This is a genomic window from Geobacter sulfurreducens PCA, from assembly GCF_000007985.2.
In the GTDB taxonomy this organism is placed as follows: Bacteria; Desulfobacterota; Desulfuromonadia; order Geobacterales; family Geobacteraceae; genus Geobacter; species Geobacter sulfurreducens.
In genome coordinates this window covers 815,200-834,763 of sequence record NC_002939.5, presented here as the reverse complement: position 1 = coordinate 834,763, position 19,564 = coordinate 815,200, and the positions used below count along the sequence as shown (strand labels likewise).

Below are 19,564 nucleotides of genomic sequence, written 5' to 3'. Positions count from 1 at the left end.
AATTCTGGCCGCATCTGTATCATTTTGTCCATGTAGACACGTCTACGAAGACCACAGGGTTACCTCTCACACATCCCCATGAACAAAGGAATCCGGGCAACGATGCTCAAGGCGAAAATACTCATTTGCGACGATGAAGAAGGAATCCGGCGCTACCTTCAGAAGATGTTCCAGGCCAAGGAGTTCGAGGTGGAGACCTTTGCCGACGGCACGAGCCTGCTGGCCCGGATCGAGGCCGGCACCGACGGCGATGCGGACATCCTGCTCCAGGATGTGCGGATGCCCGACATGGACGGCATCGAAGTGCTCAAGCGGGTCAAGAAGCTCCGCCCCTCCCTGCCGGTGGTGGTCATGACCGCCTTCGGCACCATCGATTCGGCCGTTGACGCCATCAAGCTGGGGGCCTACGACTACGTCACCAAGCCGTTCCCGCGCGAGAAGATCCTCGGCGTCATCGACAACGCCCTTGAGCTGGACCTGCTCATGAAGGAGAACAAGGCCCTCAAGGAGGAGCTGGCGCGGCCCGACACCCCCGACAACATCATCTTTACCAGCGCCAAGTTCCGGGAGGTCTACGAACTCACCCTCCAGGTGGCCGGCAGCGACGCCAACATCCTGATTCTCGGCGAATCCGGCACCGGCAAGGAGCTGATCGCCGGCGCCGTCCACTACAACAGCCCCCGCCGGGGGCGGCGTTTCCTCTCCATCAACTGCGCCGCCCTGTCCGACACGCTGCTCGAAAGCCAGCTCTTCGGCCACGTGCGCGGCGCCTTCACCGGCGCCATCACCACCCAGAAGGGGCTTCTGGAGGAGGCCGACGGCGGCACCCTCTTCCTGGACGAGATCGGCGACGTGTCGGCCGCGGTCCAGGCGAAGCTGCTCCGGGTTATCCAGGAGCGTGACTTCATCCCGGTGGGCGCCACCAAGGCCAAGAACGTGGATATCCGCTTCGTGGCCGCCACCAACAAGGATCTGGCCAAAGAAGTACGGGAGGGGCGCTTCCGCGAAGACCTCTACTACCGCCTGAACGTCATCACCATCAACCTCCCTCCGCTGCGGGAGCGGACCGAGGACATCATTCCCCTGGCCGAGCATTTCCTCCAGAAGTACTCCCGTCGCGTCAGGAAAGAGCTGAAGGGAATCTCGCCCGAGGCGGCCCAGGTACTGCAGGCCTACCACTGGCCCGGCAACGTCCGCGAGCTGGAGAACGTGGTGGAGCGGGCCGCCATCCTCGCCCGGGGGGAGTTCGTGACCCCCGACGTCCTTCCCATGTACCGGCAGGCAGCAGGAGCCCCCGCCCCTATCGCCCCGCCGAAGGAAGACCGTCTTATCTCCCTTGAGGTGATCGAGAAGGAGCATATCGAGCGGGTCCTCCACCAGACCGGCTGGCACAAGAGCCGGTCCGCCGAGATCCTGGGCATCTCGCGCAAGACCCTCGACCGCAAGATCGTCGAGTACGCCCTGACCCTCCCGGGAGGCGTCCCGGCCGACGACGAATGAAGCCACTCCGCTTCCCCATACGTCTCAAGCTGACCTTTGCGACCCTGATCCCCCTCTTCGTCGCCACCAGCATCTGCTGGCTCATCGGCGTCTACATCATCAACTCCCGCATCGTGGCCCAGGCCCAGGAAAAGGTCCGCACCGACCTGAACGCGGCCCGGGCGGTCTATGACGGCGAAGTGGAGCATATCCGCGACGTGGTGAAGTTTACCGCCACCAACCCCTTCACCGCCGCGATCCTGGAAAAAAGCGACCGGGACACCCTCCGCAGCCTCCTGGCTCCCCTGCTCAAGGCCGAAGGGCTCGACATCCTCACCGCCGTGGACGCGGGGGGCAAGGTCATCTTCCGGGCCAGCAACGCCGAGGCCCACGGCGACCTGAAGTCGTCCGACGCCGTGGTCTCCCGTGCCCTGCACGGCGAACTGGTGAGCGGCACCGACGTGCTCACCCCCGAGGAACTGGTCAAGGAGGGCACCGCCCTGGCTGCCCGGGCCGCCATCGAGATCGTCCCCACCCCCCGAGCCCGCGCGCGGAAGGATGAGCTCGTGGAGCGCACCGGCATGGTCATGGTGGCCGCCTCGCCGGTGCGCGACGAGCGGGGCCGGATCGTGGGGGCGCTCTACGGCGGGGTGCTCCTCAACGGCAATAATGAGTTGGTGGACCGGATCAAAAAGATCGTCTTCGAGGCAGTCCGCTTCCAGGGGAGAGACGTGGGGACCGCCACCATCTTTTTAGGCGACCTGCGCATCGCCACCAACGTCTATACCGCGCCGGACCGCCGCGCCATCGGCACCCGGCTGTCGGAAGAGGTCTTCAACCGGGTGATCCTGAGCCGGGAGAAGTGGGTGGGACGGGCCTTCGTGGTCAACGACTGGTACTTCTCCTCCTACGAGCCGATCCTCAGCCCAGGGGGGGTCCCTATCGGCTCCCTCTACGTGGGGATGCCCGAGAAGCCCTACAGCGAGATGAAGCGGGAGATAGCGCTCATCTTCGGCGTGGTGCTCTTCTGCGGCTCATTCATCGGGCTTGCCATCTCCAGCTTCATCGCCTCGCGGCTCGCCCGCCCCATCGGCGAGCTGGAAACCGTGGCCCGGCGCATCACCGCCGGCGAACGCGACCTGGAGATCGCCATCCATACCCGCGACGAGATCGGCGACCTGGCCGGCGAGTTCGCCCAGATGACCCGGACTCTTGCCCAGCGGGAGGAGGATATCCGCAAGCTGAACCGGGAGCTGGAGCAGAAGGTCCTGGACCGCACCGCCCAGCTGGAGGAAAAGAACCTGCTCCTGGTCAAGACCCAGGAAGACCTGGTCCGGGCGGCGAAACTGGCCGACATCGGCATGCTGGCCGCCGGCGTGGCCCACGAGATCAACAACCCCATGGCCATCATCCGGGGGAATGCGGAACTCCTTCAGATGGCGCTGCCCGACGAAGACCCCAACCGGGAGGAAGTGGACACCATCGCCCAGCAGGTGGGGCGGGTGGAGCGGATCATCGGCAGCCTCCTGAAATTCGCCCGCCAGCAGCAGCGCCGGCTCGGCACGGTCTCGCTCCCCCCCCTGCTGGACGACATCCTCAAGCAGATGGGTCACCAGGTGCCGCTTACCCGCATCGAGATCAGGAAAGCGTACGCCGTCGACCTGCCGCCCCTGGCAGGGGACCCGGACCAGCTCCGGCAGGTCTTCACCAACCTGGTGCTCAACGCCATCCAGGCCATGCCGGACGGGGGCAGCCTCACCGTGGCCACGGCCCGGGACGAGGAGGCCGGCACCTGCACGGTTTCCGTGAGCGACACCGGCAGAGGCATCGCCCCAGAAAACCTGAAGAGGATCTTCAGCCCCTTCTTCACCACCAAGAGCGAAGGGACCGGGCTGGGCCTCTCCGTCTCCTATGGCATCGTCAAGGATCACGGGGGGAACATACTGGTGGAAAGCACGGAGGGAGAGGGAACCACCTTCCGGGTGGTGCTGCCGCTGCAACAGGGGGGGACGGAACGGTCCGAGGGCGCACCGGGGGCGTGACCCGACGCGGGCAGAGAGGTGCTTCAGGGAAAACAGGCAGGGGATGGAGACGGATCAGGGTGATCCAGCAGGTTTTTTCCCGCGCGGCACGCCGGCTTCGCACGGGACGCGGGTCTGGCAGAGACCGCAGCCGGTGTGGGAGACGCCGTAGCGTTCCGCCAGCAGGGCGGGGGCCGAGCCGTAGACCAGCTCCCGGCAGCGGGCCTTGTCGTGGCCGGCAAAGGTGATGGCCCCCACCGGGCAGCGACCGATGCAGACGCCGCAGGTCCCTTCGCGGTACCAGAGACAGTTGTGGCGGTAGGTGCGGGCGGTGCGCGGCGTGGCCGGAAGGGCCAGGGTCGTGACAACGCTTCCCACCCGGTGGGCGATCCCCCGGCCGGTGATGAGGCCGTCCGAGAGACTGAAGGTGCCGAGGCCGGCGGCATAGGCGGCGTGCCGCTCGGACCAGGTGGAGGCGATCCCCACCGGCGTGTCGGAAAACTCCCGCCAGGCCGGGGAGTACTGGGGCGCCACGGCCCGGTGGCCGAGCCCTTCCAGGTAGGCGACCAGATGCCGCCGGAGGGCCCCGTTCAGGGTCTCGCCGTGGGTCCGGGTGAGGGCCCACGAGCGCGAAGGCCAGGTGGTTTCCAGCCGGTTGCTCACGCGGGTGGACTCCGTCACCGGCAGAACCCAGACGATTACCGTGGCCGCCCCCTCCAGCAGTTCGGCCGGGGTCAGGTGGAACTCGCCGATGATCCGCTTGTACTCGGTGAACAGGGGATCGCCTGCCGCGGCGAAACCCACCAGAGGCTGATCGAAGTAGGGACCGCTCCCGTCGGGGAAGCGGTTGTCCGGGCTCTCCGCCACAAAGCGCCCGACCTCGGCACTGATGGTCTCATCCATCCGATCCTCCTTTATCCGGTTGCGAAAAGAACGCGGCGGCTCCCTCAGGCCGATGGCCCGACTACGGACACGGGCCGCCGATAGAGGGCGACGAACAGGATCAGCGTCGCCAGTCCCACCACGCCATTCAGGAAAAACCCGGTCCGGAAGCCCTCTTCCCTGATTACTGGCCCCATGCCGGCCGCGCAGAGCATCATCCCCGCATAGACACAGGTATTATAGCACCCCATGGCGAGCCCCCGCTGCTCCCGGGGCACCACGTCGGCGATCAGGGCGGAGACGGCGGTGAAGGCGACCCCCATGCTCATCCCCATCAGTGCCGCGACACCCATGAGCGGCACCACGGACCGGCAGAGACCGAAGGCGGCCAGGGCCACGGCGAACACGGCAAGCCCCCCGGCCACCAGGCGGCTGCGGTCGGCCACCCGGTCGCTCAGCTTCCCGGATGGCAGGCGCGAAACGGCATTGGCCAGGGATTGGGCCGCGAAGACGAACCCCACGTGCCCCGAATGCATCCCCTGGCTCCGGATGTAGAGGGGCATGAAGGTGACGAACATGCCGAAGCCGAAGCAGGTGCCCATGGTGGCCGCCAGGCAGGCCAGGAGGCGACGGTTCCCCATGAGCCCCCTGAGCGTCGGCAGGATCGCCCGGTGCGGAGCGGCGCCGGAAGCGGCCCTGGGGGTCGCGGGCAGGAGGAAGAGCGCCACCACGAACATGGCCAGGATCAGCCCGCCGGAGACCAGGAACACGGGCCGCAGCCCCAGGGCCGTGCCGAGGAAGCCGCCGGCGGCGGGGCCCAGAGTCATGCCGCCGTAGAGGGCCATGGTGTACCAGCCGTAGGCCTGCCCCAGCACCTCGGGCGGGGTGACGTCCGCCACGTACGACATGAGGGTCGGCGAGAAGGCCGACAGTCCGATGCCGAAGAGGAGGTAAACTCCCGCCATCTGCAGGGGGCTGTTGCTCCAGTAGAGGAGGAACGACGAGCCCGCCAGCAGGAGCAGCCCGCCCAGAAGGGGAATCCGGCGTCCCAGCCGGTCGGAGACGAGGCCCGACGGGATGGAGAGCGCCCCGGCCATGAGCATGAACGCGCTGTTGATCAGCCCCACCTGGGCAGCATCGGCCCCCATGGACGTGGCAAAGAGGGGGACGATCGGAATCCGCATGTAGGAGCCGAAAAAGCAGACGAAGCTGATGGCGCAGGCGATGAGCAGGAGCCTGCCCGCCCGGTGTTCTCTCGATTCCATGACGCGCCGCTACCGGACCGCGGCCGGGGCCGGAACACGCGGGACGATGCCGGTTGCCGTACGGGCCATGACTATCCCTTCCCCTGCCCGACGATCTCCCGCGCCGCCTGCTCCGCCTCCCGCAGGTACTGCTCGGGCACCTTGTCCACGGTGGACGGGCCGAAGCCGCAGGCCCTGATCAGGCGGGCATCGACGAAGCCCAGCCACGTGAGAAATCCCTCGTAGCGGGGGAAGATGTCGGCGAACATCCCCTCGTCCGGGTGCCCCTGGGTAAGGACGAACACGAGCTTTTTGGGCGAAAGCCGGCTCGGTTGCGGGTTGGAGAGGTAATCGGGCTTGAGGTACGAAAAGGTCCGGTCGATGAACCCCTTGAGCTGGGCGGTCACGTCGCCGTAGTAGACCGGCGAGGCCAGCACCACCACGTCGGCCCCGCGCACCGCATCCAGCACTTGGGCCAGATCGTCCGTGAGCACGCAGTGGTCCAGGGTCTTCTTGCAGGCGTAGCACCCTTGGCACCCCCGGTAGGCGAGCCGGTTCAGCTCGAAGGTCCGGGTTTGGGCGCCCAGCCCGGCCGCGGTGTCGGTGAAGCGGGCGGCGATGGCGGCGCTGATCCCCCTGGAGCGCGGGCTGCCCAGCAGTGTGACGATGTTCATGGTTCCTCCCCGTATGAATATGTTCTTATCTCCTGAATCCTGGCAGCGGGCGCACCGACGGAGCGACTGTGCCCGAGCGCCAGCCGCTGTAGGCGAAATAGAGCGGCAACCGGCCTGATTGTCTGAACCCGCCAGGGTGAGTTTCAGGCCGGTAGCGAAGTGAGCCGTACAGCGGCAGTGCGAGAGGCACGCGGAGCGACGCGGGGTGCCCGCTGCCAGGATTCAGGCTACCTGTCTCAGCTTTCCAGCAGGTTGACCACGACGCGCCCCGTGATCCCCCCGTGGAGAATCGTCTGGATCATGACTTCGAGCCCCTGCAGGGAGCACTCGGTCACCATCCCGGCCAGGCCGGCGGGCTTCCAGGCTCCGGCCAGGCGCTGCCAGACCTCCCGGCGGATTCCGGGCGACGCCTGGACCGAATCGATACCGAGCAGGCTCACCCCCCGCAGGATGAACGGATAGACGTTCACCGGCAGATCCGGCGACCCCACGAGCCCGCAGCAGGTGACGACGCCCCCGTATTTCACGCTTTTGAGCACCGCCGCCAGGGTCGGGCCGCCCACCACGTCCACCGCGCCGGCCCATCGCTCGGCCAGGAGCGCCTTTTCCGCTCCGGCGGTCAACTCCTCGCGGCCGATCACCTCGGTGGCGCCCAGTTCCCGGAGGTACTCCTCCTCGAACTCCTTGCCCGTGGAGGCCGTCACCCGGTAGCCGGCGGCGGCGAGGATGGCGACCGCGATGCTCCCCACCCCGCCGGTGGCGCCGGTGACGAGGATCTCGCCCCGGTCGGGCGTTACACCGGCCCGCTCCAGCCCGAGCACCGACAGGGCCGCCGTGAGGCCGGCGGTGCCCAGGGCCATGCTCTCGCGCAGGGAGAGCCCCTCCGGCAGCGGCACCGCCCAGGCCGAGGGGATGCGGATGTACTGGCCGAAGCCTCCGTCGGTCTCCATCCCCAGGTCGTAGCCGGTGACGATGACTCTGTCCCCCGGCGCAAAGGCGCCGCTGTCGCAGGCGACCACCTCACCTGCCGCGTCGATGCCCGGCGTGTGGGGGAACTGCCGGGTCACGCCGGGGTGGCCCGTGGCCGAAAGGGCATCCTTGTAGTTGAGGGACGAGTAGTGGACCCGCACCACCAGGTCGCCGGGCGGCAGGTCGTCGATGCTCCGCTGCCGCACCTCCCGCACGAACTGCTTATCGGCCGTCTTTTCCACCACCAGCGCCTTGAACTGCGTCGTCGTATCCATCTGATCCCTCCTGAGAGTTAGAACGTATCCGCACATACGAACAAGTGTATCGACTATTCGACCCCCCTCAGTCCCCCCTATAAAATAGGGGGGAAGCCGAAGGCCGGGGGGTACGATGCGCTGTCCAGTAGTCAGGTTACGTCTTAGTAACCTCTACGGCTCGCATCCCGTATCCATGCGCCCCGCCGGCCGACAGGGCGTGAAACCGCTAGACCGATCGCCTAGTTGTTTGAAATCGCTGTCACGCCTGTCGGCGCAGCACCGAAGCGAAGAGTATTTCGATGAAATCCCGCAGCGGCTGGGGCGACTTCATCACCTTGGTCCGCAGGATCGCCCCCTCCAGGCCCGAGAGGATGAACCCCGCCGCCACCCCGGCATCGAGCTCCGGGGCCAGCTCCCCCCCCCGCTGGGCTTCCCGCAGGCAGGCGGCGAAACGATCCTTCCAGGAACGAAAAATCTCGTCGAGCCGCCCCCGGAACCGCTCGTGCTGGTCGGCCAGTTCCTGGCCCAGGTTGCCGATGAGGCATCCCTTGCTGCACTGGTTCTGCTCCAGCCGCGCCAGCGCGCTCTCCAGGTAGTTGCGGATGCGGTTCAGCGGCGTCACCTCCTCGTCGTTCAGGAAGGTGTCGAGCCGCTGGTCGTAGCGTTCGGCGAAATGGTCGATCACCGCCAGGCCGAACTCCTCCTTGCTCCTGAAATAATAGTAAAAGGAACCCTTGGGGACCCCCGCCTCCTTCAGCACCGCGTCGATGCCGGTGGCGTTGAATCCCTGGCGGGAGATGAGATCGGTGCCGATGCGAATGATCGTGGCGCGCGTTTCGTTCTTGTCCATGGGAGAGATTATTAGACCGGTCGTCTAGAAAGTCAAGTCCGTTCCCGGAACAGTTTACTTCTTTTCATAACAGTACAGTTGTTAGCTGCCCCAATCTGTACCGGTAACAATTTTTAAATTGTGCAACTGTTATTCTTGTCTGGAATCGGCGATACTGCGACCATCACAGTCCGCCCGCACCGGAACAGCGGCGGAGAGGAGAGAGGATCATGGAATTGCGTCTGCCGAAGAACGAAACGGTCGCCATCGAGGGGAACCCGCAGGGGCTGGTGCTCTACTGCAAGGAGGGGATCATCTGGCTCACCCAGGAGGGGGACGACCGGGACCGCTTCCTGGGCGCCGGCGACATGTTCTGCTTTACCCACGGCGGCAAGGCGGTACTGGAGGGGCACCGGGACGCCCTGGTGGCCATCGTGCCGGCCGCCCACGGCCCGGCAGCGGCACCGGCCGGGGCACGGGAGCCTTCTTCGGGCTTTCATGCCGGCATCCGCCTCGTGTATCATGGGAGCGGCCAATGAAGGAACTGGTTCTATCGCCGGCCCGCACGCCCGGCCAGGAGGCAGCCATGACCAATCCGCCGGACCACGAGGCGCGGGAGGCCCGCACCGGTGTGATCTTCGGCCTCGCCGCCTACCTCCTCTGGGGGTTCTTTCCCATCTACTTCAAAGCCTTGGCCGGCGTGACCCCGCTGGAGGTCCTGTCCCACCGGATCGCCTGGTCGGTGGCGACGCTGGCCGTGATGCTGACCGTGGCCCGCCGGTGGGACGGGGTCCGGGCCGCCTTCAGCCAGCCCCGCACCCTGATGACCCTCTGCGCCACCACACTCCTGATCGCCGTCAACTGGCTGGTCTTCATCTATGCCGTGGGCGCGGGCAAGGTGCTCCAGTCGAGCCTCGGCTACTTCATCAACCCCCTGGTGTCGGCCTTCCTGGGGGTGGTCTTCCTGCACGAGCGGCTCAGCCCCAAGCAGAAAGCGAGCTTCATCCTGGCCGCCGCCGGGGTGGCGATCCTCACGCTCCGGCACGGCGAGTTCCCCTGGATCGCCCTGTCCCTGGGACTTTCCTTCGGCCTCTACGGCCTGCTGCGCAAAAAGGCGCCCGTGGACTCCCTGGCCGGTCTCACCGTGGAGACCCTGCTCCTGTTCCCGCTCGCCCTCGGCTATCTCGGCTGGCTGGCGTACCAGGGAAAGAGCGCCTTCGTCTCCGGGCCCACCCACATCACCGTCCTGCTCGCCTGCGCCGGGGTCCTCACCTCCACCCCCCTGATCTGGTTCGCGGCGGCCACCAAGCGGCTGCGCCTCGCCACGGTGGGGCTGATGCAATACGTGGTGCCCACGCTTCACTTCGTGCTGGCGGTCTTCGCCTTCGGCGAGACGTTCACCCCCACCCACCTGGCAAGCTTCGCCCTGATCTGGACGGGGCTCGTCCTCTACACCTACGACGCGGCAAAACTCATCTTCGGCAACGGGGGGCGCTGAGCCCCCCCGTCCGTCAGACAACCTTTCCGATCAACCAGTAACAAAGCATCCCCACCACCACGGTGAGGCCCAGGGAGCGGGTTTTCAGCGCCACCGCAAAGGTGGGGAGCGCGGCGATCAGCTCCGGACGCCCCAGCTCCAGCGCGCGGGTTTCGCCCGCCAGGAGGCCGGGGGCCAGCAGGGCGCCGAGGATGGCCGCCGGGATCAGGTCCAGCCAGTCGGCCAGCCAGGGAGGTATCTGCCGGTTGGAGAGGAGAACGAGGGGGATCATGCGGGGGAGATAGGTGGCGAGCGCCATGCCCGCGACAACGGCCAGGTAGGTCTGAAAGTCCATCACACCACCCCCCTGGCCGCCCGGTTGCGGCGCACGGCGTAGCCCGCCGTGGCGGCGGTGACGGCGGCGATCACGATGTGGGAATTGCCGGGGATCGTCACGTAGAGGGCCGTGGCCACCAGCCCCGAGAACGCGGCCACGATGACGTAGAACCGGCTCCGGAGCTGGAAGATCAGCAGGCAGATGAACATGGCGGTGAGGGCGTAGTCGATGCCCAGGGCCCCGGCGGGAACGAACTCCCCGGCATAGGCCCCGGCAATGGTGCTCAGGATCCAGGTCAGGTTGGCCGTCTGGTTCACCACCAGGGCCCGCCACCGGTCCCACCCATCCGCCCGGAACCGGGCCATGTTCACGGCAAAGCTCTCGTCGGTCACGCCATAGGCGAACAGGGCCAGGAACCGGCGGCGCACCCCCTGGAGCGGCACCGCCAGGGCCGACGTCATGAGGGCATGCCGCAGGTTCACCATGAACGTGGTGGCCACGATGGCGGCCAGGGCTGCCCCCGACTTGATCATGGCCACCGCGATGAACTGGGAGCCGCCGGCAAACACCAGCACCGACATGATCCCCGTCTCCAGGGGACCGAGCCCCGCCTTCTGGGCCAGCACCCCCAGGGCCAGCCCGATGGGGGCATACCCCAGACAGATGGGCCAGGCCGCGCCCAGCCCGTCCCTCACCACTCCCCTGCTCCGCTCTTCCGTCATCCGCACACCATCCGCTCGAAATCGCCCCGGTCACGGGCCGTGCACCAATCAGCACGGGATGATGTGTAGCACAACAACGGGCAAAAAGAAACGGGTGCCCCGGCTCAGAACTTGACCCGGAACCCCACCATGCCGTTGTGGCTCTCGTACTTCAGTTTGGTCGTGGTGATCCAGTCGGAATCGAAGGTCCCCTTGGTGGTGCCGAAGTAGCGGTATCCCAGGTCAAGGGACAGGCTCGGATTGATGGCGATCTCAACACCGCCGCCCGCCTGGTAGGCGAACACCGTGGTATCGTCCTCCGGGTAGAGGAGCAGCCGGCCCGAGGTGTCGCTGCCGTACGTGTCGCTCAGGCTCAGCACGGCAAAGCCGATGCCTCCCCCGAAGTAGGGGGTGACCGGCGTATTGTTGTGCAGATCCACAAAGGCGTTGGCCATGAACGCCAGGGCGCCGAGGTTGCCGTCCACCCCCCGGAACCGGAAGCCGGTATCGTCGGTGATCGAACTGATCTCCGCATGCTTGTACGAGAGTTCCCCCTCCAGCCGGAAGTGGCCGAAGTCATACCCGCCGGTACCGCCCACGTAGATGTTCGGGTCATACTCCACCCGGTCGTTGAAGACGTCGCCGAACTGATTGTCGATACTCGTCACATCGGCATCCGACGCGGCGCTTACCCCGAAGAAGCCCGAGACGTATCCCCCCGGCCGAGCCGGAGTGGCGCCCGCCACGGCGGGCAGGGTGCAGAGCGCAAAGGCGGCAATGGCAATCGTGTGTTTTTTCATGACTGTTCCTCCTTCAGAGAGTGCGAATGTCAGGGCTCGCGGCACTGGTAACAGTGTACCCCTATTCGCTTGAAATGAAACCCGGACGGGAGCGCCCCCCCCGGCACGCCCGGCCCCGTATACGGCAATTGGCGGTTTATCACCAAAAAACATTAAGACAAAACGGTTTACAGCCGATACGTACCATATGAATCCTTTGATGCGTTCCAGCAGGAGGAACCATTAGCATGTCACTGTCATTCAGAAATGCCCGGCTGCGGGCGAAGCACATCCTCGCATTCAGCACCATGGCCCTGATCGTGGCCGTCACCGGCATCTTCGGCATCTGGCGGGTCGACAGCGTGGTGACGCAGGTGAAAACCATGCTCCGGGGCCGCGCCCTCCAGGAAAAAGCGGTCCTCAACATGCAACTGAGCCAGAAGTCGTGCCGGGTCAACCTGGTCGAGGCCGCCATGGTCAGGACCGACCCGGACGAATTCGAGGAGCATGTCAACAACTATCGCGCCAAGAACGAGCTGTTCAAAAAATACTCGAACGCCCTGCTCAACGGCGACCCCGCCCTGGGCATCCCCCCGTCTCCGGCCGGCAGCCCCATCGCAACCTACGCAGCCGCCGTCCTGGCAAGCTGGGGCGAATTCGAAAAGGCCGCGGATCAGCTCATCGCCCACAAGCAGCGCCTGCTGAAGGGACTGCGGAGCGGCGTGGTGGACCAGGCCGCCAAGGATGCCCTGGCCGATGAAACCCTGAACCGGCTCGCCCTGGAAACAATCCGCGACACCAGCGAGAACGCCAAGCTCGACATCGACGACCTGGCCGACTACCTCGAATCCCAGACCTACGCCGGGCTCAAGACCACCGAAACCATCCGCCAGTCCACCCGCTACACCTTCATCACGGTCATCATCATGGCCGTTGCCGCAGCCATCGGCCTGGGGCTTCTCTTCACCCGCATGATCGTCGGCCGGGTCAAACGGGTGGCCGCGGCCCTCCAGAGCGGCGCCCGGGGCGACCTGACCGCCGCCGTGCCGGTGGACTCCCGCGACGAGCTCGGCACCCTTGGCGACGACTTCAACACAATGGCCGACCGGCTCTCGGGCATGCTCACCTCGGTCCGCAAAGCCGTGGGCGAGCTGCACGCCCTGTCCGACAAGATCGCTGTCGCGGCCGGCAAGGTAACCGAGGGCGAAGAGATCCAGGCCAAGGGCGTCAACGCCGCCTCTTCGGCCATCTCCGAAATCAACGCCTCCATCCGCGAAGTGGCCGACGGCGTCGCCAACCTCTCCCTCAGCGCGGCCGACACCTCATCCTCGATCCTGGAAATGACCGCCAGCGTCGAAGAAGTGGCCATCAACGCCGACAACCTCTCGCGCCTGGTGGACGAAGTAAGCTCCTCGGTCATCCAGATGGCCGCATCCATCAAGCAGATCGACGGCAGCGTCCAGAGCCTGATGGAAATCTCCACCACCACCGCCTCCTCCGTGGCCCAGATGGACACGGCCATCGGCCAGGTCGAAGTGAACGCCCGCGAAACAACCGCCCTCTCCCAGGACGTGGAGCGCGAGGCCGAACGGGGCAAGCGCGCCGTGGAAGACGCCATCGCCGGCATCGTGGCCATCCAGCGCTCCTCGCGCATCACCACCGAGGTCATCGACGTCCTGTCCCGCAAGGTGGAAGACATCGGCGGCATCATCTCCGTCATCGACGAAATCGCCGAGCAGACCAACCTCCTCTCCCTCAACGCCGCCATCATCGCGGCCCAGGCCGGCGAGCACGGCCGCGGCTTCGCCGTCGTGGCCGGCGAGATCAAAGACCTGTCCGACCGAACCCGCACCTCCACCCGGGAGATCGCCGAGGTCATCATGGGGGTCCAGAGCGAAACCCGGCGCGCCGTGGAAGCCATCAGCCGGGCAGACAAGAGCATTGCCGACGAAGAGCGCCTCTCCGCCAACGCCGACGAGGCCCTCGGCAAGATCGTCATGCGGGCCCGCGAAGCCTCCTCGCGGGTGGCCGAAATCGCCCGCGCCACCGTAGAGCAGGCCACCGGCAGCAAGATCATCCGCGACGCCATAAACCGCGTCACCGACATGACCAGCCAGATCGCCAGCGCCACCAGCGAACAGGGCGCCGGCGGCGACCTCATCATGACCGCAGTGGAGCGGATGCGCGACGCCACCGCCCAGGTCCGCAACTCCACCCGAGAGCAGAGCGCCACGGGAAACATCATCGCCCGCTCCACCGAAAACATCACCGACATGATCGGCCAGTTCCGCAGCGCCAGCGAAGAACAGTTCCGGGGCAGCGAGCAGATCGTCCGGTCCATGGAAGAGATCCAGCAGTCCGCAACCATGAGCCTCGAAGTCTCGCGGGTCATGGAAGAAGCGGCCATCACCCTCAGCCGCCAGGTAAAAGTGCTGGAAACCGAGATGGAAGGCTTCCACATCCGCGGCCAATCCTCCTCCCGCTGATCCTGCCCTCATAACGCACCACAGGGGGAGCCGGTGTACCGGTTCCCCCTTTTTTGTGTCCTCTCCCCCGAATCCCCCGTTGTATCAGGATTTTCCTGACTTGACTGCGCTCGTGCGCGCAGGGATAGTCGGGGCGTATACTTGTGGTGGGTTAATGAGTTTGAGTTGTTGTCAAAGCCATCCCCGCTATACCATCAAAGTCAAAGGAAAAGGAGAAACTAAACATGAATCCTGCAATCTGCCAAGCAATCAGAGAAAGAAGAATCCTCGCCTTTACCTATGATGGACATCCGAGAATTGTTGAGCCTCATTGCTACGGGCTGACAAGAACAGGCAAAGAGGCAATCAGGTGCTACCAAACCGGCGGAAGCGGAGTAAGGCCCGACGCAACGCCGTGGCACTTAATGACCGTTTCCAAAATGATCGGCTTACAAATATTGGAAGATTCATTTTCAACCTCAAGACCCGGATACAAGCGAGGTGACGAGCATATGACCACCATCTTTGAACAGCTTTAGCCGCTCCGCAATCGCAAGGACCGGGTTCATCATCGGTATAACCAGGAAGAAGCAGCGGCCAAGCCGCTGTTCTCCCGGCCCGTTGGTGTGGTGATCGTTGTGGATGCAGAAATCTGAAAATAGTAGCGGAGGAAGTATGCCTGACAATGAAACCCGATGGTGGATGCTACAGATTCAGTACCAAGAGCGACATCCTGGACAACTTAACCTGCTGTCTCAGCCACTACCGAGAGATGAGGTGTTGCGTCAGTCTTTAGAATTGATCCCATCGAGCATACGTTCAATAAGTGGCGACCGAACATGGGGCCTTGCAGACTTGATAAAAGTACGCCCAGACGTTCTTGCTGCTGATTTAACCGTTCGTCCTCCTCTTGGGCGTATAGCAGAGGAGCCACGACCAGGTGTGCTTGAGGATGCAAAAGAGCCGAGATTTTTCACTCCCGTCGTAGTTCATATCCCGCTACAAATTATTGTCGTGCATCGCGCCTCAGATGTTTCAAGGTTTGCTAGATCAGCAAAAGCTTTCGCAACAGTCTTTTACGATCTACTCGACGAGGCACTACGAAAGCTTGAAATGGACCAACACTATGTGCTGGAGGTGGAGCCCATCGCCAAGATTGGCTCGTTCGTTGAGTGGTTTAACAGTCTTGACCATCTCAATAGAATAATCGTTCATTATGTAGGCCCTAATTTGCCTGCAAGGCCTGGGAGCTTGGTGCAGTCAATTCGGGATACAGCGAATTCCTTCCGAAAGTCTCTTCGTTCCGAAACTGTAGATCTGATTGCTAATGAACCAAAACTTGAAGAAACTGATGTCCAGGAACTAGATCAAGCCGTAGCTGATAGAAGATTACGCATGAGAGCCAGGGGCACTAGGTCTGGAATTGGCACTAACTGGAGCAGTCGACATAAGCCTGAGGCAGAAACGGCTATCGTGCCGCTTACAGAAGAGCAACTTACAAACCCTAAAACTACATCCGAAAAGATTACCGGTTATCTTGAGGATTATTTTGGCCAGCGGTATCAGTAAATGGCAACGCAATCTGAACCTAATGTATCGGTTATGCGCGATTTGATTTTTGCAGCCTTAATTGCTAGCACAACATTGGGTGCCTGGGTAACTGTATTTACTTTGCTGGGGGACACTTCAAAGTTAGATACAGGATTTGTTACATTTCTTGGCGGTGTTCTAGCAATATCAGGCCTGCTATTTAGGCAATACATGTTCAAGGAAGTCCTCGATTACTTAAAATCGTGGGATAGAATGGATAATATTTTGCGTGATTTAATGCAAATTGGTTTAAAACAGGGCTATGCTGAAGATGATCACCTCAAAGATCTTGCCTCGCAAGAAATTCAAGCGCAACGGTACAGTAAATACATTAAGCATGAACTCACTTTTGTCCCAATAGTCCCTATTGTCCTTATTTTTTTATATGGATGTGCTCTTCTTTCAGATAATTCTATTGCATTTAGAGAAGTGTGCCTTTTTTTAATGATGCTCTTGGTTGCTTATTTGGCACTTGCCGCAGTTAGTTCAACAAAATTAGCGTGTGCCTTCCCTGACCTTGAAAAAACGATTACCGATTTGGAAGAGCTACGCCGAGAACTGGAAACAAGTCAACAAGGGTAAACGGCGCCTACACCACCCACTTCAACGTCAAGCGGAAACGGGCGGGACATCTCTTCCAGAGGAGGTAGAAACGATACTCGTCGAGGCTGCCGAATATGCGAGCTTTCCCCGTACATCATCAGGGCAGGGATTGTTGCGGGGCCGGAGGAGTATCAGTGGCCAAGCTATCTAAGTTTCATCGGGCGTGGCCCAACACCGGACTGATTGAAACTTTGCTAACAGCGCATCGGAAGCTCGGACGTAATTCCGGAGACAATTTATTCAATTCAGTTGAGTTAAATATATTCTCATAATATTCATTAGCCGCTTTAAGATGAGATAACAGCAGAATAGCCATGAGCAAGAAGGGGACACACATGACTTTCTTTAATCTAGCGGGAGTTGATAGTTAATGACTACGGTCAGCAGGCAGATCCAGAGCGCTGACGAGGCGATCTGTCGGAATATCGAATCGCTCGCTGACCAGCGGGCATTGCTCTCCCAAAATGTTCTCGCACAGCTCCGGAACCTAGTCGAGGGAGTTGCGGTCCGTCTCCACACGGGCTCACCCGATGCCGAATTCAACTACGCCGCAGTAGAACCGGCACTCGCCTTCGTCAAGAGTGAGGCAAGATTCAACTTCCTCGGCAAGTTCCATAAACTGATTCAGAAAAGTGTGTCCCACTACACCCTGGACGGGGACGCTTCCGAGCGTTTGATGCTTAAGTACTACGAGTACCTCCACCGCGTCCGTAGCTTGCTTCAAGACAACTGTGGAGTTACGGTGCTGGCGAACCTCGAGGCCTTCCCGGTCGACCTCGATCCGTCGCTGCAGGAGTACCAAGAAAAGATAGCAGCAAGAATTGAGGCAGTCCGTTCATCTCGACCAAGCAGCAGCATCCGCGACAGGTATTACATCCACAAAACGCGCCCGTTTTTCGTCGGCGGGCGCATATACTACGAAGTCACCTTCTACCGCGCCGTCGACAAGGTGAACAAGTTCGACCGTATCATTGCCTTCAGCTACATCGATATGACTGACAAGTACGCGGCCATGTTGACGCTCCAGCGCGACTCAATCGAAGTGCTCGGCCAGACAATGCCGATCACAATCGTCCGCGAGTGGGAGGTCTCTATCCGCCCGTGCGAATTTAAAAACTTCGCGCGCCTTCTGGGCATCACCTTAGACGTGCGGACCAGCTCGGTGGAGTATCGCTACCTGATGCGTGGGCTGACTAAGAGTTCCGTCAATCTGCTCGACCTGGTTGATATGCCCGACGATAAGTACACACAGGTAAGGACAGCAGGTACGGGTGACGCCACCAAATCACAGGTCTTTCCCGTACTGGATGAAGTGCGCCACATTGTGAGATCAGCCGCTCCGGGTCACAACGTACTCCGCTATCTCATGCTACGAATGCATAACCAGATCCTCAAGCCGCAGCACCTCCAGGGCGGCTGTTACCTTCTCTCCGACATGAAACTTCAGTTCGGCTGCATCCCCTTTGACACCATGCCGTTCTGTACCTCGCTACCGGGGCACAACCCCAGGTACTGGGACCTCGTCGAGAGCCTCGATGCAACCGATCGGAACCACGAACTGCTCGCTCGATGCGTGAGGAACAATGTGGAGCGTCACGGAATTCTCTACACGCCAGTTGTTGAGCTCGAGAAATTCGGAAACGTCAACGGCTTGATCTCCACTTACAACAACAAGCTCTACTACAAGCATCCGGAGCGCCGGCTCGTGCTCGACAAGGGGCACGTCTTCATCTCCGGGTATGAGAACGACACAGTCTCCATCGTTGAGAAGCTCCAGGAGCATGCATCAGCCGGAATCGCCGGCTACACCCAAGCCGTCGAGCGCTGGCTCGATGAGACATCTCGTAGCATTGACGACCAGGTGAAGAAGGATGCACTCAAACAGTTGTTCAGCCAGTCGCGTGTCGCCCTGATCTACGGGGCGGCTGGCACTGGCAAGTCAACGATGGTGGACCACATCGCGCACTACTTTAACGACAAAGCGAAACTCTTCCTCGCGCACACTCACCCAGCGATCGACAACCTCAAACGCAAGGTAACCGCGCAGAACTCGGCCTTCCGAACAATCAGCAGCCAGATCTCCAGGAGAACCACCGATCCGGTTTACGACCTCCTCATCATCGACGAGTGCAGCACCGTGAGCAACGCAGACTTGATCAAGGTACTGGAGAAGACCTCCTTCAAGCTGCTCGTACTCGTCGGCGACGTCTACCAGATCGAGTCGATCGAGTTCGGCAACTGGTTCGGAATCATTCGTTCATTCATCCCGAGCACGTCGGTGTTCGAGCTGACGACGCCCTTCAGAACCAAGAATGACTCACTCTTGGGCTTCTGGAATAAGGTTCGAGCCATCGAAGACGACATCGCCGAGGTCATGGCCCGCAACGGGTACTCGACCGCACTCGACAAGACGCTGTTTGAGACCCAAGGGCAGGACGAGATTATCCTGTGCCTGAACTACGACGGCCTCTATGGTATCAACAACATCAATCGATTTCTGCAGAGCAGCAACCCCGGTACTGCGACCACTTGGCGCGAGTCCACATATAAGATCGGTGACCCTGTCCTATTCCACGAGACCGAGCGGTTCCGCCCGGTGATCTATAACAACCTAAAGGGCTGGATCGTCGGCATCGCCCACGCCCCTGGTCGGATTCAATTCGACGTCAAGCTCGATCGACCGCTCAGCGAGTTCGATGTCGAGTGTGATGAGCTCGAATGGGTGGTTGACTCGACAGTGCGCTTCTCCGTCTACGAGTACGATGACACCAGCGATGAGGACGACGACTCACTGAACTCCAGTGTACCATTCCAAGTGGCCTATGCCGTATCGATCCACAAGGCGCAGGGCCTCGAGTACGATTCCGTCAAGATCGTAATCACCGATGCCAATGAAGACGACATTACACACAGCATCTTCTACACAGCCGTAACTCGTGCACGTGAGCGTCTGCGGATCTTCTGGACGCCCGAGACGCAACAGAGTGTTCTAAAGGGCCTCCGCCGTAGCGCCAACCCAAAGGACGCCGCTCTTCTCGCTAGCCGTCGTGGCCTTATGCCGGTCAGTGGAGGGGTGAAGACTAGGGGGGCGTAGTTGATTTGTTGGGCAACTAGACAGAAAGTCAACAAATCAACTACTTCCTTTCAGGCGCCCCTGGGGGGATGAGCAGTTCACGCGTGCGCGTGAACTGCTCAATAAGGAGTTAACCCAAGGAGTAACAATGGAATCTTTGCCTCAAAGGTTAAAGGACATGTAC

At 62.1% G+C, this 19,564-nt stretch carries 17 protein-coding genes; 9 read left to right on the top strand and 8 right to left on the bottom strand.

Annotation, left to right across the window (positions count from 1 at the left end; all coding sequences use genetic code 11):
* Positions 1–102 precede the first annotated feature (102 nt).
* Together GS_RS03895 and GS_RS03890 are read left to right on the top strand one after the other, a co-directional pair.
* A complete protein-coding gene (locus tag GS_RS03895) occupies positions 103–1,500 on the top strand; it encodes a sigma-54-dependent transcriptional regulator (protein WP_010941440.1) in 1,398 nt (465 codons plus the stop codon).
* Positions 1,497–3,521: a cache domain-containing protein gene (locus GS_RS03890; protein ID WP_010941439.1), complete on the top strand. Its 2,025-nt coding sequence runs from the start codon at positions 1,497–1,499 to the stop codon at positions 3,519–3,521. Before GS_RS03895 ends, GS_RS03890 begins: the two co-directional genes overlap by 4 nt.
* 54 nt (positions 3,522–3,575) lie before the next feature.
* Here the strand turns inward: GS_RS03890 and GS_RS03885 are convergent, their stop codons facing one another.
* From GS_RS03885 to GS_RS03865, 5 genes are all read right to left on the bottom strand, one after another.
* On the bottom strand, positions 3,576–4,403 hold the full coding sequence (locus tag GS_RS03885) for an epoxyqueuosine reductase (protein WP_010941438.1): 828 nt from the start codon (positions 4,401–4,403) through the stop codon (positions 3,576–3,578).
* 44 nt (positions 4,404–4,447) lie between these two features.
* The gene (locus GS_RS03880) at positions 4,448–5,647 is read right to left on the bottom strand and encodes an MFS transporter (RefSeq protein WP_010941437.1); all 1,200 of its coding nucleotides are present in this window, start codon (positions 5,645–5,647) and stop codon (positions 4,448–4,450) included.
* A 71-nt stretch (positions 5,648–5,718) separates the two neighbouring features.
* Positions 5,719–6,300: a flavodoxin family protein gene (locus GS_RS03875; protein ID WP_010941436.1), complete on the bottom strand. Its 582-nt coding sequence runs from the start codon at positions 6,298–6,300 to the stop codon at positions 5,719–5,721.
* 236 nt (positions 6,301–6,536) lie between these two features.
* Complete coding sequence (locus tag GS_RS03870; protein ID WP_010941435.1) at positions 6,537–7,544, bottom strand: oxidoreductase; 1,008 nt, start codon at positions 7,542–7,544, stop codon at positions 6,537–6,539.
* A gap of 241 nt (positions 7,545–7,785) precedes the next feature.
* Positions 7,786–8,376 (bottom strand): TetR/AcrR family transcriptional regulator, encoded by a 591-nt coding sequence (locus GS_RS03865; protein ID WP_010941434.1) that lies wholly within the window; start codon positions 8,374–8,376, stop codon positions 7,786–7,788.
* A gap of 209 nt (positions 8,377–8,585) precedes the next feature.
* On the opposite strand from GS_RS03865, the gene GS_RS03860 reads away from it, so the two are divergent.
* A complete protein-coding gene (locus GS_RS03860) occupies positions 8,586–8,894 on the top strand; it encodes a DUF2917 domain-containing protein (RefSeq protein WP_010941433.1) in 309 nt (102 codons plus the stop codon).
* A 47-nt stretch (positions 8,895–8,941) separates the two neighbouring features.
* The gene (gene rarD / locus GS_RS03855; protein ID WP_010941432.1) at positions 8,942–9,853 is read left to right on the top strand and encodes an EamA family transporter RarD; all 912 of its coding nucleotides are present in this window, start codon (positions 8,942–8,944) and stop codon (positions 9,851–9,853) included.
* A 13-nt stretch (positions 9,854–9,866) separates the two neighbouring features.
* On the opposite strand, the gene GS_RS03850 is transcribed toward rarD, so the two are convergent.
* From GS_RS03850 to GS_RS03840, 3 genes are all read right to left on the bottom strand, one after another.
* On the bottom strand, positions 9,867–10,187 hold the full coding sequence (locus tag GS_RS03850; protein WP_010941431.1) for an AzlD domain-containing protein: 321 nt from the start codon (positions 10,185–10,187) through the stop codon (positions 9,867–9,869).
* The gene (locus GS_RS03845; protein ID WP_010941430.1) at positions 10,187–10,891 is read right to left on the bottom strand and encodes an AzlC family ABC transporter permease; all 705 of its coding nucleotides are present in this window, start codon (positions 10,889–10,891) and stop codon (positions 10,187–10,189) included. Before GS_RS03845 ends, GS_RS03850 begins: the two co-directional genes overlap by 1 nt.
* A 104-nt stretch (positions 10,892–10,995) precedes the next feature.
* On the bottom strand, positions 10,996–11,670 hold the full coding sequence (locus GS_RS03840; protein WP_010941429.1) for an outer membrane protein: 675 nt from the start codon (positions 11,668–11,670) through the stop codon (positions 10,996–10,998).
* Positions 11,671–11,897: 227 nt separating this feature from the next.
* Between GS_RS03840 and GS_RS03835 the strand changes: the two genes are divergently transcribed.
* The 5 genes from GS_RS03835 to GS_RS03815 all read left to right on the top strand — a co-directional run bounded on the left by GS_RS03835 (position 11,898) and on the right by GS_RS03815 (position 19,401).
* Positions 11,898–14,135 (top strand): methyl-accepting chemotaxis protein, encoded by a 2,238-nt coding sequence (locus tag GS_RS03835; RefSeq protein WP_010941428.1) that lies wholly within the window; start codon positions 11,898–11,900, stop codon positions 14,133–14,135.
* Positions 14,136–14,359: 224 nt separating this feature from the next.
* Positions 14,360–14,653, top strand: a complete 294-nt coding sequence (locus GS_RS03830; protein ID WP_010941427.1) for a hypothetical protein — start codon at positions 14,360–14,362, stop codon at positions 14,651–14,653.
* A gap of 136 nt (positions 14,654–14,789) precedes the next feature.
* Positions 14,790–15,683, top strand: a complete 894-nt coding sequence (locus tag GS_RS03825) for a hypothetical protein (protein ID WP_164930421.1) — start codon at positions 14,790–14,792, stop codon at positions 15,681–15,683.
* Positions 15,684–16,286 carry a hypothetical protein gene (locus GS_RS03820; RefSeq protein WP_010941425.1) on the top strand — a complete coding sequence of 201 codons (603 nt, stop codon included), beginning with the start codon at positions 15,684–15,686 and terminating at the stop codon, positions 16,284–16,286.
* Positions 16,287–16,677: 391 nt separating this feature from the next.
* The gene (locus tag GS_RS03815) at positions 16,678–19,401 is read left to right on the top strand and encodes an ATP-dependent DNA helicase (protein WP_010941424.1); all 2,724 of its coding nucleotides are present in this window, start codon (positions 16,678–16,680) and stop codon (positions 19,399–19,401) included.
* Positions 19,402–19,564 lie beyond the last annotated feature (163 nt).

Coding starts and splice junctions, on each gene's coding strand:
- GS_RS03895 (WP_010941440.1), top strand. CDS start 103: ATGCTCAAGGCGAAAATACTCATTTGCGACGATGAAGAAGGAATCCGG.
- GS_RS03890 (WP_010941439.1), top strand. CDS start 1,497: ATGAAGCCACTCCGCTTCCCCATACGTCTCAAGCTGACCTTTGCGACC.
- GS_RS03885 (WP_010941438.1), bottom strand. CDS start 4,403: ATGGATGAGACCATCAGTGCCGAGGTCGGGCGCTTTGTGGCGGAGAGC.
- GS_RS03880 (WP_010941437.1), bottom strand. CDS start 5,647: ATGGAATCGAGAGAACACCGGGCGGGCAGGCTCCTGCTCATCGCCTGC.
- GS_RS03875 (WP_010941436.1), bottom strand. CDS start 6,300: ATGAACATCGTCACACTGCTGGGCAGCCCGCGCTCCAGGGGGATCAGC.
- GS_RS03870 (WP_010941435.1), bottom strand. CDS start 7,544: ATGGATACGACGACGCAGTTCAAGGCGCTGGTGGTGGAAAAGACGGCC.
- GS_RS03865 (WP_010941434.1), bottom strand. CDS start 8,376: ATGGACAAGAACGAAACGCGCGCCACGATCATTCGCATCGGCACCGAT.
- GS_RS03860 (WP_010941433.1), top strand. CDS start 8,586: ATGGAATTGCGTCTGCCGAAGAACGAAACGGTCGCCATCGAGGGGAAC.
- rarD (WP_010941432.1), top strand. CDS start 8,942: ATGACCAATCCGCCGGACCACGAGGCGCGGGAGGCCCGCACCGGTGTG.
- GS_RS03850 (WP_010941431.1), bottom strand. CDS start 10,187: ATGGACTTTCAGACCTACCTGGCCGTTGTCGCGGGCATGGCGCTCGCC.
- GS_RS03845 (WP_010941430.1), bottom strand. CDS start 10,891: ATGACGGAAGAGCGGAGCAGGGGAGTGGTGAGGGACGGGCTGGGCGCG.
- GS_RS03840 (WP_010941429.1), bottom strand. CDS start 11,670: ATGAAAAAACACACGATTGCCATTGCCGCCTTTGCGCTCTGCACCCTG.
- GS_RS03835 (WP_010941428.1), top strand. CDS start 11,898: ATGTCACTGTCATTCAGAAATGCCCGGCTGCGGGCGAAGCACATCCTC.
- GS_RS03830 (WP_010941427.1), top strand. CDS start 14,360: ATGAATCCTGCAATCTGCCAAGCAATCAGAGAAAGAAGAATCCTCGCC.
- GS_RS03825 (WP_164930421.1), top strand. CDS start 14,790: ATGCCTGACAATGAAACCCGATGGTGGATGCTACAGATTCAGTACCAA.
- GS_RS03820 (WP_010941425.1), top strand. CDS start 15,684: ATGGCAACGCAATCTGAACCTAATGTATCGGTTATGCGCGATTTGATT.
- GS_RS03815 (WP_010941424.1), top strand. CDS start 16,678: ATGACTACGGTCAGCAGGCAGATCCAGAGCGCTGACGAGGCGATCTGT.